Source organism: Serratia sp. BW106 (genome assembly GCF_002607755.1).
GTDB lineage: Bacteria > Pseudomonadota > Gammaproteobacteria > Enterobacterales > Enterobacteriaceae > Serratia > Serratia proteamaculans.
In genome coordinates this window covers 208,066-223,931 of the sequence record NZ_MCGS01000030.1, presented here as the reverse complement: position 1 = coordinate 223,931, position 15,866 = coordinate 208,066, and the positions used below count along the sequence as shown (strand labels likewise).

Annotated in this window: 13 protein-coding genes and 1 riboswitch; of the genes, 4 read left to right on the top strand and 9 right to left on the bottom strand. The window is 59.5% G+C overall.

The features are described from left to right. Positions 1–23: 23 nt before the first annotated feature. Positions 24–1,484: an AMP nucleosidase gene (locus tag BEI65_RS19950; protein WP_099064796.1), complete on the bottom strand. Its 1,461-nt coding sequence runs from the start codon at positions 1,482–1,484 to the stop codon at positions 24–26. Between the two features lie 197 nt (positions 1,485–1,681). Beyond that, positions 1,682–3,985: a phosphatidylglycerol--membrane-oligosaccharide glycerophosphotransferase gene (gene opgB / locus BEI65_RS19945; protein WP_099064795.1), complete on the bottom strand. Its 2,304-nt coding sequence runs from the start codon at positions 3,983–3,985 to the stop codon at positions 1,682–1,684. A gap of 291 nt (positions 3,986–4,276) precedes the next feature. On the opposite strand from opgB, the gene BEI65_RS19940 reads away from it, so the two are divergent. After that, positions 4,277–5,008 (top strand): transporter substrate-binding domain-containing protein, encoded by a 732-nt coding sequence (locus BEI65_RS19940; RefSeq protein WP_099064794.1) that lies wholly within the window; start codon positions 4,277–4,279, stop codon positions 5,006–5,008. Positions 5,009–5,044: 36 nt separating this feature from the next. Here BEI65_RS19940 and BEI65_RS19935 read toward each other — a convergent pair whose 3' ends face one another. Genes BEI65_RS19935 through BEI65_RS19920 form a run of 4 tightly spaced genes read right to left on the bottom strand, consistent with a single transcriptional unit; the run spans position 5,045 to position 8,202 of the window. Further along, positions 5,045–5,980 carry an ABC transporter substrate-binding protein gene (locus tag BEI65_RS19935; protein ID WP_099064793.1) on the bottom strand — a complete coding sequence of 312 codons (936 nt, stop codon included), beginning with the start codon at positions 5,978–5,980 and terminating at the stop codon, positions 5,045–5,047. Positions 5,981–5,996: 16 nt separating this feature from the next. Continuing rightward, the gene (locus tag BEI65_RS19930; protein ID WP_085117461.1) at positions 5,997–6,764 is read right to left on the bottom strand and encodes an ABC transporter permease; all 768 of its coding nucleotides are present in this window, start codon (positions 6,762–6,764) and stop codon (positions 5,997–5,999) included. After that, entirely contained in the window at positions 6,761–7,516 is a 756-nt protein-coding gene (locus tag BEI65_RS19925) for an ABC transporter ATP-binding protein (RefSeq protein WP_099064792.1), read from the bottom strand. Before BEI65_RS19925 ends, BEI65_RS19930 begins: the two co-directional genes overlap by 4 nt. Next, positions 7,513–8,202, bottom strand: coding sequence for a TenA family protein (locus BEI65_RS19920; protein ID WP_099064791.1), 690 nt, complete (start codon positions 8,200–8,202; stop codon positions 7,513–7,515). Before BEI65_RS19920 ends, BEI65_RS19925 begins: the two co-directional genes overlap by 4 nt. A 63-nt stretch (positions 8,203–8,265) precedes the next feature. Continuing rightward, positions 8,266–8,368: riboswitch (TPP riboswitch) on the bottom strand. A gap of 180 nt (positions 8,369–8,548) precedes the next feature. Between BEI65_RS19920 and BEI65_RS19915 the strand changes: the two genes are divergently transcribed. The 3 genes from BEI65_RS19915 to gap all read left to right on the top strand — a co-directional run bounded on the left by BEI65_RS19915 (position 8,549) and on the right by gap (position 11,713). Further along, entirely contained in the window at positions 8,549–9,571 is a 1,023-nt protein-coding gene (locus BEI65_RS19915; protein WP_099064790.1) for an LLM class flavin-dependent oxidoreductase, read from the top strand. Positions 9,572–9,648: 77 nt separating this feature from the next. Further along, entirely contained in the window at positions 9,649–10,623 is a 975-nt protein-coding gene (locus BEI65_RS19910) for a GlxA family transcriptional regulator (RefSeq protein ID WP_099064817.1), read from the top strand. Positions 10,624–10,702: 79 nt separating this feature from the next. Further along, positions 10,703–11,713: a type I glyceraldehyde-3-phosphate dehydrogenase gene (gene gap / locus BEI65_RS19905; RefSeq protein ID WP_099064789.1), complete on the top strand. Its 1,011-nt coding sequence runs from the start codon at positions 10,703–10,705 to the stop codon at positions 11,711–11,713. 49 nt (positions 11,714–11,762) lie between these two features. Here gap and BEI65_RS19900 read toward each other — a convergent pair whose 3' ends face one another. The 3 genes from BEI65_RS19900 to BEI65_RS19890 are packed head-to-tail and all read right to left on the bottom strand — an operon-like array spanning position 11,763 to position 15,859. Then, positions 11,763–12,551 carry an inositol monophosphatase family protein gene (locus BEI65_RS19900; RefSeq protein WP_099064788.1) on the bottom strand — a complete coding sequence of 263 codons (789 nt, stop codon included), beginning with the start codon at positions 12,549–12,551 and terminating at the stop codon, positions 11,763–11,765. A gap of 24 nt (positions 12,552–12,575) precedes the next feature. Next, a complete protein-coding gene (locus BEI65_RS19895) occupies positions 12,576–13,637 on the bottom strand; it encodes an ABC transporter ATP-binding protein (protein WP_099064787.1) in 1,062 nt (353 codons plus the stop codon). Beyond that, positions 13,634–15,859, bottom strand: coding sequence for an iron ABC transporter permease (locus BEI65_RS19890; protein ID WP_099064786.1), 2,226 nt, complete (start codon positions 15,857–15,859; stop codon positions 13,634–13,636). Before BEI65_RS19890 ends, BEI65_RS19895 begins: the two co-directional genes overlap by 4 nt. Positions 15,860–15,866 lie beyond the last annotated feature (7 nt).

Sequence of the window (15,866 nt, the reverse complement as noted above, 5' to 3'; positions counted from 1 at the left end):
GGCAGTTGCAGCGGGGCTACCCGTTAGCGGAAAGGTGGCTCGTTAAAGGTACGCAGCTTGCGGGAGTGCAAACGATCGCCTTCTGCACGCAGCAGATCGATCGCGCAGATTCCGATCTGCAGGTGCTCCGAGATTGCGCCTTCATAGAAGCGGTTGGCCTGGCCGGGCAGCTTGATTTCGCCGTGCAGCGGCTTGTCGGACACGCACAGCAACGTGCCGTAAGGCACCCGGAACCGATAACCCTGAGCGGCGATGGTGGCGCTTTCCATGTCTACCGCCACGGCCCGGCTGAGGTTAAAGCGCAGTGCCGAAGCCGAGTAACGCAGCTCCCAGTTGCGGTCGTCGGTGGTGACCACGGTGCCGGTACGCAGGCGCTGTTTGACCTCTTCGCCCGGCATGCCGCTGACCATTTTGGTGGCGTCATACAGCGCGCGCTGTACTTCGGCAATGCTGGGGATTGGGATGTCCGGTGGCAGTACCGAGTCCAGCACGTGATCGTCGCGCAGGTAGGCGTGGGCCAGCACATAGTCGCCAATCGACTGGCTTTCACGCAGGCCGCCGCAGTGGCCGATCATCAGCCAGGCGCTCGGGCGCAGCACCGCCAGATGGTCGCAGATGGTTTTGGCGTTGGACGGGCCGACGCCGATATTGATCAGGGTAATGCCCTGGCCGGTACGGGAAATCAGGTGGTAGGCCGGCATCTGGTGATTCTTCCAGGCCAGATCGGACACGGCCTGGTCCGGCGCGGTGGTTTCCGGCGTGATATAGATGCCACCGGCGCTGGACAACGCAATATAAGGGCTGGCCGGATCGGCTATCTCGGCGCAGGCCCAGCGGACAAACTCATCCACGTAGCGGGTGTAGTTGGTGAACAGCACGAACGGCTGGAAATGCTCCACCGGGGTGCCGGTGTAGTGCCGCAACCGCGCCAGTGAAAAATCGGCCCGCAATGCGTCGAAGTGTGAAAGCGGGAAAGTGCTGGTGGCGTTGAACAGACCGTCAGCGGTTTCGTCACCAATTTGCGCCAATTCGGTGGTAGGGAAATGCTGCGCCAGACTGGCACTCATCGAACGATCCAGCATCAGATTGGAACCGTCGATCACGTATGGGAAGGGGATTTCCTGTTGTGATGGCCGCACTTCAATATGTGCATCATATTCCCCCGCCAACAGGGTCAATTGTTCGGTCAGATAGTGCCGAAACAGCTGTGGTCGGGTAATGGTGGTGGTGTAGCAGCCGGTATGGGTGAAGCGGCCGAAGGCGCGGGTCTTGGTCTGACCGGACGATTTGCCATCCCAACTGACTCGCAGTTCAGGGTAAACAAACAGCCCTGCGGCGCGGGTCTGCGCGTCGGGTAGCCCGCCGTGACTGATAAAATCCCCAACCGCCTGGCGCAGCGCTTCAACCGAGGCTTCATACAGCGCTTCCAGTTGTTCAATCGCCTGAGCGGGGGTGAGGCCGGTGCCGGATTGCTGACTGCTCATACTCTCTCCTGGGTTCTCCCGGCTCTGCGGCGGGAGGCATGCGGATGCCGATATCAATTCACAGCAACAGGTTAGCTGAAGATGGGCGCAAAAGCTTTGCAGAAATAGAACCGGAGGAAAGAAAACGCAGCGTTCAAATCTGCGCCCGGTAGATTTGCTGTTGGGGGCGAATAAATTCGCCCCCAACAAGGAGATGATCAGGAAGCGGGGGCGGCCTGTTCGACCTTCAGCGAGACCAGGCCAATACCCAGTTTTTTCGGTATAAAGCCCCCGCTGGCACCTTCCTGCGGCTCGGTCGGTGCCGGTGGCGTGATGCTGATGTTCTGCGCACCGCCGGGGTTGTCGAAGCGCAGGGTCACGGTGGTGTCCTGCTCAGTGAGCGTCACAAACTGCTCCTGATCCCCAACGCGTACCGAGATCGGCTCACCGACATTTTTGCCGTAAGCGCGTGCGCGCAGCACCAGATCGAAGGCGGATGGCAGTGGGTCAACGTAGTCAATGTTCACCGTCGGAGCCAGATTGGCGTCTGACCAGCGGCCCCAATCCTCGATGCTGGAAACGCCGGTGATGGCCTTCACCTGTTCCGGCATCCCCGGCAGCATAAAGGCGATGGCATCCGCGTGATATTTAACCGCGCTGTCGTCCACTTTCAGCCGCTCGACGGCCTGTTGGTAAGCGGCAACGCTGTCCGCTTCTGGCGCAGTAAAGTTGACCTTGCCGCGATAACTGCCCGCTTTGGCCTGCACAATCTGCGGTGGGGCGGCCAGATTGCCGGAGGCGACGCAGGTTTCGGTGCTTAGCGCCAGTTCCGGTGCCCACACCCGACCGATTTCATAGCACTTGTCGACCCAGACAAATTTTTCACCTGCTCCCAGACCGGCCAGCTGTTTCTTCAGCGGCGTGGACAGGTAGACGTTAAACATTGGCTCAATTTTGTTGTCCGTTACCTTCAGGATAAACGGCACCTTAAAGGTGATGCCAGAGAAGGTAAAACGGCTGCCCTGGTCGTCCAGACTAAAGTTGCTAATGCTGTTGGGGAAGCCCCATTGCTTCACCACCGCCGGTTTCCAGGCGTTGATCTTTTCATCAATATTCAGGAACACGGTGGCCAGCGTTGGGCTGGACAGGCTGCTGCGGCCGAGGCCGATGTAGTTATCGCCGCCCATCACGTCCAGCACCGTGGCACCGTTGTCCAGCGTACTGCGCTTTTCGTTATGCAGCGCGGTCTGCGGGTGGGTGCCATCAATGATAAAGAACAGGTTGCGGCGTTTCTGTTTGGTCAGAATGTCATAGGCGGTGTTGTTCATCGCCAGATGATCTGAGGACACCACGATGACGGTGTTTTTGAAGTAGTCGGACGCTTTGATTTTGTCGATCAGCACCGCAATGTGCTGCTGGCTGCAGGCCACCGCGCTCAGCGAACGGTTTTCCTTGTTCTGCCAACTGAATGACTTTTTGCTGCAACTGGCGGAAATGAAACCATCCGGATGATGGGTATCGACGGTCAGTGCAAACAGCGAGAACTTTTTATCCTGTTTCGACAGCTCGACAAACTTGTCGAACACCAGATCCAGCACGGTATCGTCGTACCAGCCCCAGTCATTTTTGTAGCTTGGGTCGCTGACCTGCCCGCGCAATTCCTTGAAGCCGTAAGCATGATCAAAACCGTGCGATTTCAGGAAGGTGTCCTTACCGGCAAAGGCCAATTCGGCACCCTGATAAAAGTAGTTGTCGTAACCGGCGGATTTCAGCACGTCGCCCAGGCAGACGTTTTCCGGATAAAAGGTGGACACCGCGCTGGAGGCGTTGCCATCAAAGGGGGCAAACAGCGGAATACCGCACTGTGAAGACACCATTCCGGCAATGGTATAGCCGGTGCCCGGCAACTGCTGGGTGTTGCTGAAGTCGATGCTGTTTTCACGGTGCTGATTCAGTTCATCGGCCAGGCCGGGGAAAACATCCTCATCCAGGTAGGTTCTTTCCAGGCTTTCGGCATAGATATACACCAGGTTCGGTGCTTTGCCCTGCACGCTCTTCTTCGGGGCTTTGTAGTAGGTATCAAAGTCGGCGGTGTCACCGCTAATCTGGCTTCTGACCAGCAGGGAAATATCCTGAAAGGCCGGGGTGGTGCCGACGGAAAACAGCGCCAGCAGCACGGCGATCACGCTATATACCACGCTGCTGCTTTTTGCCTTGCGCCGCACCAGGCTCCAGGTCAGCACGGCGAAGATCAGTGCCAATACCGCCAACAGCCCAATAAACGGCAGCAGGTATTTGCCGACGCCGGCGCCCTTCAGACTGCTGGTGAGGGTGTAGAGCACCGCATCGGTAATGCCGTCGCCGGTAAAGTAGTTACTGGCGATCAGCACCACGTTGAGGATCAGGTAGCTGCCCAGCAGCGTCAGCAGGGCGGCCAGCCACCAGCGGTTGGCGGCGGCCCGGGTCCGGTAGATGAGAATTGAGGCTAAGAAAAGTGCAAACGAAATTAATGCTGAAACCATCCACCGTACCCTGTCTGATTAAAAAGAAAATCTTAACTGCCCTGAGAAACGCGGCTGAACCGCGCACAGCGCGAAAGAGGAAGGGTATAGCGCATTGACCGCGACAGGGTCAATGCGTGTTTGCAGCGGCCCGGTGCGGCGGGGGGCGATTGGTCATTTTTGTGACAATACTGTGACACCCATCACGTCTGTAGGGGTAACAACGGCTGAAAGTTGCTCATCTGGCGTTGGGCTATAACATTAGTGAGTCACGTCGTTGTGGCGTATTGACGCTTTGTTCAGGAGAACAGCATGCACCTTATTCCCGCAGCCGTACTTGATGATCTTGCCCCACAGGGTGTCCTGCGCGCGGCGATCAATCTTGGCAATCCGGTTTTGGCGCAGACGGGGCCGGATGGCGAGCCGCAGGGCGTATCCGTGGTTTTGGCCAGCGCATTGGCGCATGAACTGGGCGTGGCATTGGAGTTGGTGACTTACGACGCGGCGGGCAAGGTTTTCGCCGCGTTGGCAACCGCGGCCTGGAATGTGGCCTTTATGGCTATCGAGCCGGTGCGGGCGGAACAAATCGCTTTCAGCGCGCCTTATGTGATCATTGAAGGCACTTATTTGCTGGCACAGGCGTCACCCTGGCAGCAGGTGGCCGAGTTGGATCGGCCTGAGGTGCGCATCGCGGTGGGCAAGGGCGCGGCTTATGACCTGTATTTGTCGCGCACCTTAAAGCATGCGCAGTTGGTGCGAGCAGAGACCTCCGCCGAGGCGATAACCCTGTTTCTGGAGCAGGGCCTGGATGCCGCAGCAGGTGTGCGTCAACCCTTGCTGGCCGCCGCAGCGGCAAATCCGGCTTTCCGGGTGCTGGCCGGGCACTTCACCGCGATCCACCAGGCGATGGCAGTGCCGCGAGAAAAAACAGCCGGGGCGGCCTATGTGCGCGAATTTGTGGAGCGGTGCAAGGCGAACGGACTGGTGCAGCAGGCCCTGCAGCGCAGCGGCCAGGGGGATGTGACCCTGGCCCCCTCTGCCTGAGTCCAGTTAGTGGTAGGGGCGCTGCATGCCGCGCCCTTAGTGCAGCTCCACCGCATACTGCTCTATCGGGGTGATTTTCTTGATCAGCTTATTGTCGAACAGGAATTGTTCGTAGGCCTGATAGCGCGCTTTATCCAGCCTGGCCGGATCGCGGGCGAACAATGGCAGGCTGGCTTGCCAGGCCAGTTTGTTCAACTCGGTATTCAGTTCCGGGTGGGCCTTGGCGAACGCCAGCCAGCTTTCCTGCGGGTGGGCCTGCAGGTAGTCGTTGCCTTTTTTCAGTGCCACGAGGAATTTTTTGATTTTCGGCTCGGTCACCACGTCGCGATTGGCGACAATAATCAGCTCGTCGTAAGCCGGAACCCCGTAGTCTTCCACGTTAAACACCACCGGATCCTTGCCCTGCAGCTTGAGTTCCAGCGCTTCAATATTGCGATAACCGCCAATCACTGCATCAACCTGGCCTGCCATCAGGGCGCTGGTCAGTTGGAAATTAACGTTGATCAACTTGCCGTCGTCAGGCTTGAGGTGTTCATGTTTGAACATGGTTGCCAACGTGGCCTGTTCGATACCGCTGACCGAGTAGCCGATTTTTTTGCCCTTAAGGCCCGCCGGGGTGGTGATATTTTTATCCAGCGTAATCACAGTATTCAGCGGTGAATTAATCAGGGTGCCTACGCGCACCAGCGGCAGGCCCTGATCGGCGAAGAAATGCAGCTGTGGCTGATAGGTGATCGCCAGATCGGCCTGTTTTGCCGCCACCAGCCGCGGTGGCAGCGCCGGATCGGAAGGCGGCACGATCTTGACGTCCAGCCCTTCGGCCTTGAAGGCACCGATCTGCTCGGCCACCATAATCGGCGCGTGGTCAGGGTTGATATACCAGTCGAGCACCAGCGTCAGTTTTTCAGCGGCAGTGGCTTGCCCGGCCAGCGTGGCGCTAAGCATCAGGCCGCACAGGGTATTTTTAATCATGGTGGATCCCTTATTTTCAGTCATGTTCCGGCGCCCAGTTGATCAGGCGCAGCAGCAGCGCGTCCACCGTCACCCAAAGCAAGACGGTCATCAGCACCAGAATAAACAACGCGGCGAAACAGACGTCGGTCTGCATGCGCGCATTGGCGTTAAGCATCACGTAACCCAGCCCCTCCGCCGAGCCCACCCATTCGCCGATAATCGCGCCAATCGGGGCGACGGCAGCGGCCATCCGCAGCCCGGAACCAAAGGCCGGCAGTGCCGCCATCAGCCGCACGTGCCGCAGTTGGGCCCAGGGGGAGGCGCGCAGGGTGCGGGCCAGATCGAGATAATCGTTATTGACCCGGCGCAGCCCATCGAAGAAGGCCGAGGTGACCGGGAAGAAGATCACCAGCACCGCCATCACCACCTTGGCGCTCATGCCAAAGCCAAACCACAGCACCAGCAGGGGGGCCAGCGCAAACACCGGTATCGCCTGGCTGGTCAGCACCAGGGGCATCAGCCAGCGTTGTAGCCGTGGGGAATAAATCATGCACAGCGCCAGCACGGCACCGAGTAACACCCCGGCCAGCAGGCCGCAGGCGATCTCGGCGGCGGTGATCAGCGTGTGATAAGCGAGGTAGGCCCGGTCATTCCACAGCGCCTGCGCTACCGCAGAGGGGGACGGCAGCAAAAAGGCGGGAATATCACCCAAAGTGACCAGCCCCCACAGCAGTAACAGGCCGGCAAACACCGTCAGGCTGCGGCGCATCCGTGACAGGCGGCTTTCTACCTGCGGCGTCATCCGGCGGCCCTCACCAGTTGCAGCAGCAACTCGCTCTGGCTTTTCAGCAGTTGAGGATCGTCCGGTGCGCGCGGCGGCAGGCCTTCGATAATATGGCTATCGTCGATACCGGCGGGGGGGCGGGACAGCACCAGCAAGCGATGACTAAGGCGGCAGGCCTCCATCGGGTCATGAGTAATCAGCAACACGGTATGTTGCGCCAGCAGGTCGGCGGCCAGCGTCTGGATCATGGCGCGGGTTATGGTGTCCAGCGCCGAAAAGGGTTCATCCATCAGCACAATCGGCTGGCGTTCATACAGGGTACGGGCGATGGCGGCGCGCTGGCGCATGCCACCGGACAGCGCGGCAGGCAGAGTGTTGCCATAACCACTCAGCCCCACGCGTTCCAGCAGGTGCTCCGCCCAGGGGCGATCGGCCTTTTCACCGCGTAGCCGCGCGCCGAGGCTAATGTTCTGGTCAATGGTCAGCCACGGATAGAGCAAATCTTTTTGCCCCATATAGGCGATGCGCCCGGCAATCGGCTGGCCATCGCTGCCGATGACCGTACCGGAGGTGGGTTTCGCCAGCCCGGCAATAATCTTTAACAGGCTGGTTTTCCCCGCCCCGCTGGCACCGAGCAGAGCGACAAAGCTGCCGCCTGCGATATCAAAACTAAGCCGGTCGAAAATCACCTGCTGACCAAAGCGCAGGGTTAAATCCCGCACCTGAATACCCGGCCGGACGCCATCGTGCTGCGCATTGCCTATACTCATTGGGCATTCAGCCCCATTTGCCAGAAGGCGGATTCCAGCCGGGTGGCGGTGGTGAAAATCACCGACAGCTCGGCCAGGCGGCTCTCAGCCCCACGCTGGCGGCCAACGTTTTCCAGCAGGTCGAGTGCGGCCTGCACCCCGGCCAGATAGGCCGGATCGCCATAGTTGCGGATCCACGAGGCATAAGGATTAGCTTCCATCACCGTGGCGGGGTCGTTGAGCAGGCGCAGGCCAATCTCGGCATAGCCGGCGACGCAGGGCAGCAGGGCCGCCAGCAGATCCAGAGCATCACCGGCGTGGCCGATATCGAGCACATAGCGGGTGTAGTTGAGGGTTTCCGCCGCCTCGGGTTCGGCGGCAATCTGCGGCTCGCTCAGCCCCCAGTCGGCGCAGTCGGCGCAGTAGGCCAGATGCAAAGGCAGTTCGGCGACAATCGCATTGAGCGAGGCGGTGGCTGCGCGCATCTCCGGCAGGGTGCGCAGCTTGCTGACCAGCAGCGCGTAGGCGCGGGCAAAGTGGATCAGAAACAGATAATCCTGGGTCAGGTAGCGACGGAACGCGGGTTCCGGCAAGGTACCAGCAGCCAGTTGCTGAATAAAGGGATGAGCGACATAGTCCTGCCAGTGGCTACCGGCCTGTTGGCGTAGCCGACCATAAAGACCGTCGTCGAATTGGGGGGTAAACATGGGACCTCCAAAAGTTAAGTGGAGATCCGGGCGTGCTGAGGTAAGAACGGGCAATAACTGATGGTGTTATTGCCGACCCGTCCCTTCGCTGGCATGACCCAGATCAGGTTCAAAGGGTTCGGCTTACGCCATCTCAGCCCTTTACAGGACACCCCTCGGAGCAGCCTGTTATACGATATTTACTTTTTGATTACAATGCCCGGGCGGTGGCCACGGGCACCCGGCGTTAAGGTTTTTCCTAGCCGAAAACGGTTCGTTTAGTGCGGTCCAATACAATTTTCCTGGCTTGCAGGGGGGCATGTTTGTCACTGTATTCCGGTCATAATTCACTCTAAGGACACTACCCATGAAGAAAATTGGATTTCTCTCTTTTGGTCACTGGACGCCTTCGTCGCAGTCGGGCACCCGCTCGGCTGGCGATGCACTGTTGCAATCCATCGATCTTGCCGTCGCGGCAGAAGAGCTGGGGGCGGACGGGGCCTATTTCCGCGTACACCACTTCGCGCGCCAACTGGGTTCGCCATTTCCGTTGTTGGCCGCCATCGGTGCCAAAACCCAGCGCATTGAGATCGGTACCGGCGTGATCGACATGCGTTATGAAAACCCGCTGTATATGGTGGAAGACGCCGGCGCCGCCGACCTGATTTCAGGCGGGCGCTTGCAGCTTGGCATCAGTCGCGGCTCTCCCGAGCAGGTGATTGATGGCTGGCGTTACTTTGGCTATACCCCGGCCGAAGGCGAGACCGAAGCCGATATGGCTCGCCGCCACACCGAAGTGCTGCTTGATGCGTTGCGTGGCGAAGGGTTCGCCGAACCTAGCCCGCAGCCGATGTTCCCGAATCCACCGGGCTTGCTGCGGGTGGAGCCTTTCTCCGCCGGGCTGCGGGATCGCATCTGGTGGGGCGCCAGCTCAGACGCTACGGCCGTTTGGGCGGCGAAGTTGGGGATGAACCTGCAAAGCTCAACGCTGAAAAACGACGAAACCGGCGAACCGTTCCACGTGCAGCAAGCGAAGCAGATCCGCGCGTATCGCGAAGCCTGGAAGGTCGCCGGGCATAAACGGGAACCCCGCGTGTCGGTCAGCCGCAGCATCTTTGCGTTGATGGACCAGCGGGATCGCAACTATTTTGGCAATAGCGGGCAGGACGGCGATCAGGTGGGGTATATCGGCGATCAGACCCGGGCGATATTCGGCCGCAGCTATGCCGCCGAGCCGGAGCTGTTGATCAAACAACTGGCGCAGGACGAAGCAATTGCCGAGGCGGACACCTTGCTGCTGACCGTGCCAAACCAGCTGGGTGTTGATTATAACGCCCATGTGATTGAGTCGATCCTGACCCATATCGCCCCTGCGCTGGACTGGCGCTAATTAGGCCATAGCCAAAAGCCCGCCTGAGGTTTCTGCGGCGGGCTTGACTTATTTTGCTCAATTTGTATTTTAACGACATGCATACATTTCTGATTATCGTCCCTGAAGGGGGCATGTTGTTTGAGTCGGCGGGGATCGCCGACATCCTGATGCAAGCCAACCGCTTGAGGCCCGATGACGCGCCGCTCTACCAGATAGCGATAGTCACTACCCAGTCTCACCGCGTGGTGCATGGGTCCTCCGGCTTGAACCTGTTGGCAGACCATCGCCTTTGCGATCTGGATCCAGAACAAGCGCGTGACACCATCATCGTCACCGGCAAAGGGGCGACCGAGGAAGAAAGTGCTTTTGTGGTGGATTGGCTACGTCGTGCCGCACCCAAAGCGCGTCGAATGGCCTCCGTTTGTGGCGGGGCCTTGTTGCTTGCTGAAGCCGGGTTGCTGGATGGCCGTCGTGCCACCACGCACTGGCGGTTGCTGGACACCTTGCAATCTCGTTTCCCCAAAGTGCTGGTCGAAAATGGGCCGATCTATGTGCAGGACGGCAGTGTCTGGACCTCCGGCGGCGTCAGCTCCGGGTTCGATCTGACGCTGGCGCTAGTGGAAGACGATTACGGTTTTACTCAGGCCCGCGAAGTGGCGCAGGACCTGGTGATGTTTTTGCGTCGGCCCGGCGGGCAGGCGCAGTTCAGCCGTTACCCGTTAAATCAGGCTAAAACTCCCGGCCCAATCCGCGATCTCCAGTGCTGGATCCTGGAAAATCTGGCGGAAGATCTTTCCGTCGAGAAACTGGCCGAACGGGTTGCCATGAGTCCACGAAACTTTACCCGCGTGTTCACGCGTGAGGCCGGTATTCCTCCGGCCAAATTTGTCGAAGAAGGGCGTTTGCACAGCGCCCGACAGCGCCTGGAACAGAGCTCGGCAGGCATTGAGCAAATTGCCCTCACCAGCGGTTTCGGCAATAGCCTCAATCTGCGGCGTGTCTTCGAACGGCATTTGCAGCTGACCCCGACAGAGTACCGCGAACGTTTTCATGCACGTACTTTGGCCTAAATTGATCTGTAAACGTCATTTACGACACACATCCCTCAGGCTTAAATTGGCAGCAGAGCCAATAACGAAGGAGTAGATCATGGTCAAAGTAGGCATTAATGGATTCGGCAGGATCGGCAGGAATGTTTTGCGTGCGGCATTAGGTCGCGATGACTTTGAAGTCGTGGCGATTAACGATTTGACCGACAGCAAAACCCTGGCGCACCTGCTCAAATACGATTCGCTTTCGGGCACTCTGGCCGCCCAGGTTGAAGCCGGTGAAAACCAGTTGCTGCTCGATGGTCGTCCGATTCATGTATTCTCCGAAAGAGATCCGGCGGCCATCCCATGGAGCAGCGTGGGTGTCGAGGTGGTGATTGAGGCGACGGGTTTCTTTACCGACAAAGCCAAGGCTGAAGTGCACATCACGAAAGGCGGAGCCAAGCGAGTCATTATCTCGGCACCGGCCAAGGGCGACGACATTACCCTGGTACTGGGCGTTAACCACCAGCAATACGATCCGGCCAAACATTTTGTCGTCAGCAACGGCAGTTGCACCACTAACGGTCTGGCACCCGCCGCTCAGGTATTGCATCAGGCTTTCGGCATTGAATACGGCCTGATGAATACCACCCATGCTTACACCAACAGTCAGGCATTGCATGACCAACCGGAAAAAGACTTACGCGGTGCCCGCGCCGCAGCAGAGTCGATTGTGCCTTATTCCAGCGGCGCGGCCAAAGCGCTCGGCAAGGTGATCCCGGAGCTGGAGGGCCGTTTGACCGGTTACTCGCTGCGGGTGCCGGTACCGGTGGTGTCTATCGTTGACCTGACGGTCACGCTGAAACGTGAGGTGACGGTGGAAGAGATCAACGCTGCTTTCCGCCAGGCAGCCGAATCCGGCCCTCTCAAGGATATTCTTGGCTACAGCGATGAGCCGTTGGTGTCGAGCGACTACCGTGGCGATCCACGCTCTTCCGTGATTGATGGGCTTTCCACGCTGGTCATTGGCGGCAAGCTGGTCAAGATCCTGGCCTGGTATGACAACGAGTGGGGCTTCTCTAACCGGCTGGTGGATCTGGCGGTATTGATGGATAAACGCGGGTTATAGACGAGTAGGGGCGCTGCAGGCTGCGCCCCGATGTTGAAATCCAGCCAATTTACAGCTGCGCGATGCGCATTAAATCTTGTTTGGCTCCTGGCGCGACCGCCAGCACCGGCCCGCCGTGCAGCAAATGTTCCCCTTCGGTGTTAAATGCATGGGTCCAGCCACCGGCTTCGTTGACCAGGCAGTAACCCGCCAGACAATCCCAGGCATGCATATAAGGTTCGTAATAACCCACCAGTCGTCCTGCGGCCACCCAGGCCAACATCATGGCGCCGGAGCCGTTGCGGAAGAAATTGCCACCGACCGCAGTGATCTGGGCAGCGATTTCCCCAACGCGTTCCGGTGTCACATAGCTGTTGGCACCAAAGCCGGTGACGTGGTTTTGCATGGTGCGCTGTGGATCCACCTGCAGCGTTTTACCGTTGAGGGTGGCACCCGCGCCGCGCGCCGCGACAAAACACTCCTGCTGGCAGGGGGCGACGATCACCCCGATCACCGGCTCACCCTGATGGATCACCGCAATCGACACGCACCAGTTAGGCATACCGTTAACAAAGGGGCTGGTGCCGTCGATCGGGTCTACCACCCAGGTGTAGCCAGAATCACCAGGCTGCAGGCCAAATTCTTCTCCCAGAAAGCCGTCGTCCGGGAACTGGCGGGCTATCTGCTCGCGGATCAGCAGTTCAACTTCGCGGTCGGCGATCGATACCACATCTTGCGCATCGCGTTTGGTTTCAATCACCAGGCTTTCGCGGCGGTTAAAATAGTCCAGCGCTTTGTCGCCCGCTGCTCGTGCCGCCTGTTCGGCCAGCGTCAAACGCTGGGAAATGGACTGATTCATCTTTGCTCCTTAAGGTATTGAGGTTCACTGGGCAATCAGCACCAGTCCCTGAGATTTGAAATCAATGGCCACGCGGGTGGTCGGCGTCAGCTGGCGTTCCATCTGCACATCGACAATAAACAGCGCGCCGAGATCGGTTTTCACTTCATATTCGATATGGTCCCCCAACCAGGCGCTGTGGGTCACTTCACCGTTTAATGCGCCGCTCTGCTCGGGCTGTAAGGTAATAAACTGTGGCCGCACCGAAAGCTGCGCAGCGCCGGGGCGCGCTTTGGCACCCGGTACCCGGTACTGACGGCTGCCGAGGGTGATCAGCGCTTCGCCGTTGTCTACCCGCTCAATGTCGCAGGGCAGGATGTTAGCCTCACCCATAAAGTCGGCAATAAACACTGAAGCCGGCGAGTGATACAGCTCCTGAGGCGCACCCTGTTGAGCAATATGCCCTTCTTTCATGACGATAATCTTATCGGAGACCGCCAGCGCCTCTTCCTGATCGTGAGTGACATACACCGCGGTGAAGCCGAGGCGCTGTTGCAAATCGCGGATCTCGGTGCGCACTCGGCGACGCAGCCGTTCGTCAAGGTTGGATAAGGGCTCATCGAGCAGCAACACCTGAGGTTCCAGGACCAGTGCGCGCGACACGGCGATGCGCTGCTGCTGGCCGCCTGACAGTTCGGCGGGCAGGCGTTGGCCCATATTTTCCAGCCCAACCAGTTTTAACCCTTCGCGCGCCCGATCCTGCGCCTCTTTACGTGACAGCCCGCTGGCCAGCAGGCCGTACATGACGTTGTCCAGCGCGTTCATATGCGGGAACAGCGCGTAGGACTGGAACACCATGGCGACGTCGCGCTCATTGGCCGGCAGATGGGTGACGTCTTTGCCGCCAATCAGAATACGCCCCGAGGTCGGGTGCTCCAGACCGGCCAACAGGCGCAGGGTGGTGGTTTTGCCACAGCCCGAAGGGCCGAGCAGCGTCACCAGCGTACCGGGTTCGACGGTGAGCGAAAGGCCGGGCAGGGCGGTGAAGTCGGCAAACTGTTTGGTGACGTTTTCAAACACCACCGAGCCGGAACGAATGGCGGTCATAGGGCATTCTCCTGATGTAAGGCCGCGGGTGGCGTCACCGGCGGAGTGGCAGTGATGGCGCGGCGCAGGCGACGTTCGCCAACCAGCAGCTGGAAGGTGAGGATCACCGCCAGCATCACCACGATAAGTACCGAGGAGTAGGCGATAGCCACGCCGTATTCCCCGTTTTCGACCAGCCCGACGATGTAGGAAGTCGCCATGTTGTATTGAGCGCTGACCAGGAAGATCACCGCACTGATCGAGGTAATGGCCCGCACGAAGGCATACACCAGTGCTGCGCTGATGGCGGGTTTCAGCAGCGGCAGGATCACTTTGCGCAGGGTGCGGAAACTGCTGGCGCGCAGCGTCAGCGAGGCTTCATCCAGGCTGCGATCCAGTTGGCTCATGGCGGCGATCCCACCGCGTACGCCGACCGGCATATTACGGAACACAAAGCAGGCCACCAGGATCAGCGCAGTACCGGTGATTTCCAGCGGCGGCAGGTTATAAGCCATGATGTAGCTGACGCCGATCACCGTGCCGGGGATGGCAAAGCTGAGCATCAACATAAACTCAAAGGTCTGACGACCGGCAAACTTCTGCCGCACGATCAGCCAGGCGGTGAGCAGGCCAACGATGGCGGTAAGCGGCGCGGCGATCAGCGCGATCTCCAGGGTAGTCCAGAACGAGTTCCAGGCGACGCCGGTCCAGGCTATCTGGCCGTTGTTCCACTGGAAACCGAAGGCGCGGGCGTAATGCCCCAGCGTCAGGCTGTTATCCAACCCCCATGACTGGACAAAGCCGCCGATCAGGATCATGCCGTAAACCACCAGCGTGAACAGACCCCAGGGGATCACCAACGCGTACACGCCATAGCGCAAGCCGCGTGGCAGCCCGCAGTGCGTGCCGGAGTCCCCTTTGCCGGTGACGGTGGCGAAGTTTTTCCCTGCCAGCCACAGGCGCTGCAAAATAAAGGCGCTGAGGGTAAAGCACAGCAGGATGATGGCCAGCACGGCGGCGCGGCTTGGATCGTTCTGCGCCCCGACCACCGAGAAGAAGATCTCGGTCGACAGCACGCCGTGGCTGCCCCCCAGCACCATCGGATTACCGAAGTCCGCCATGCTTTCGATAAAGCTGATCAGGAAGGCGTTGGCCAGGCCGGGTGCCATCAGCGGCAGTGAAACATAGCGGAAAGTGCGCCAGCGGTTAGCGCGCAACGTCTGTGAGGCTTCTTCCAGCGAGGGACTCACCCCTTCCACCACGCCAATCAGCACCAGGAAGGCAATCGGGGTGAAGGAGAGCACCTGAGCAATCCAGATGCCGGTCAGGCCGTATAACCAACGGCCGGGCTCGATGCCAAACAGGCTGGCGAGCAGTTCGGTGACCACCCCGGCGCGGCCAAATAGCAGCATCAGCGCCAGGCCAATCACAAACGGCGGCGTGATGATCGGCAGTATGGTCAGCAGGCGCAGCCCTTTTTTGAACGGCAGCGGCGTGCGGGTGGCGGCCAGCGCAAAAGCCAGACCGAGCAGCGTAGAGCCGCTGGCGGTCATCAGTGCCAGGGTCAGGGTGCGCCAGGCGGTACCGCAACTGCCACCCTTCAGGCAGCCGAGGCTCCAGATGGCCGGATCCTGCATATTGGCGATCAGCCCGTCGGGCTTAAACGACCCATCCACGTCCTGTACCGATGAGACAAACATGCTCAGCACCGGATAAAGCACGAAGGTGGTCACCAGCGCGACCAGCAGCACAATGGCGGCCACCACAAAGGCATCCCCCTTCAGCACGCCGCGTTCGGCCAGCGCAAAAGAGAGCAGCAGCAAAAAGGTGGTGATCAGCAAAATGGCACCGGCGCCAAAGGCGGGTTGGCCGTCGCTGAGCGCGCCAAACAGCTGTTCGCTCCACTGCCAGTTCCAGCCGCTGTAGCCAATGGCATGGCCTTCAAACAGTAAAAACAGGATGCCGATGACGCTGGCCCCCATCAGCAATTGCGAACGCAGGCGACTCACCGGCAACAGACGAGCCGGTGCGCAAACCAGTAGCATCAGCAGAGCAATCAGCAGCCAGGGCCGTTGAAAGGTGATTATTTGCCACAGCGCAGGCGCGCTTGCCTGATCCTGCCACAGCGTACCGAGCCAGCCAAAGTCGAAGAACCCGGCTTCCTGGCTGTACCACGGCAGCAATAACACGGCCAGTGCGCCCAGCACGAGGGCCCCGTCAAGGCGGCGGTTTTGAGCATTCATCGTAACC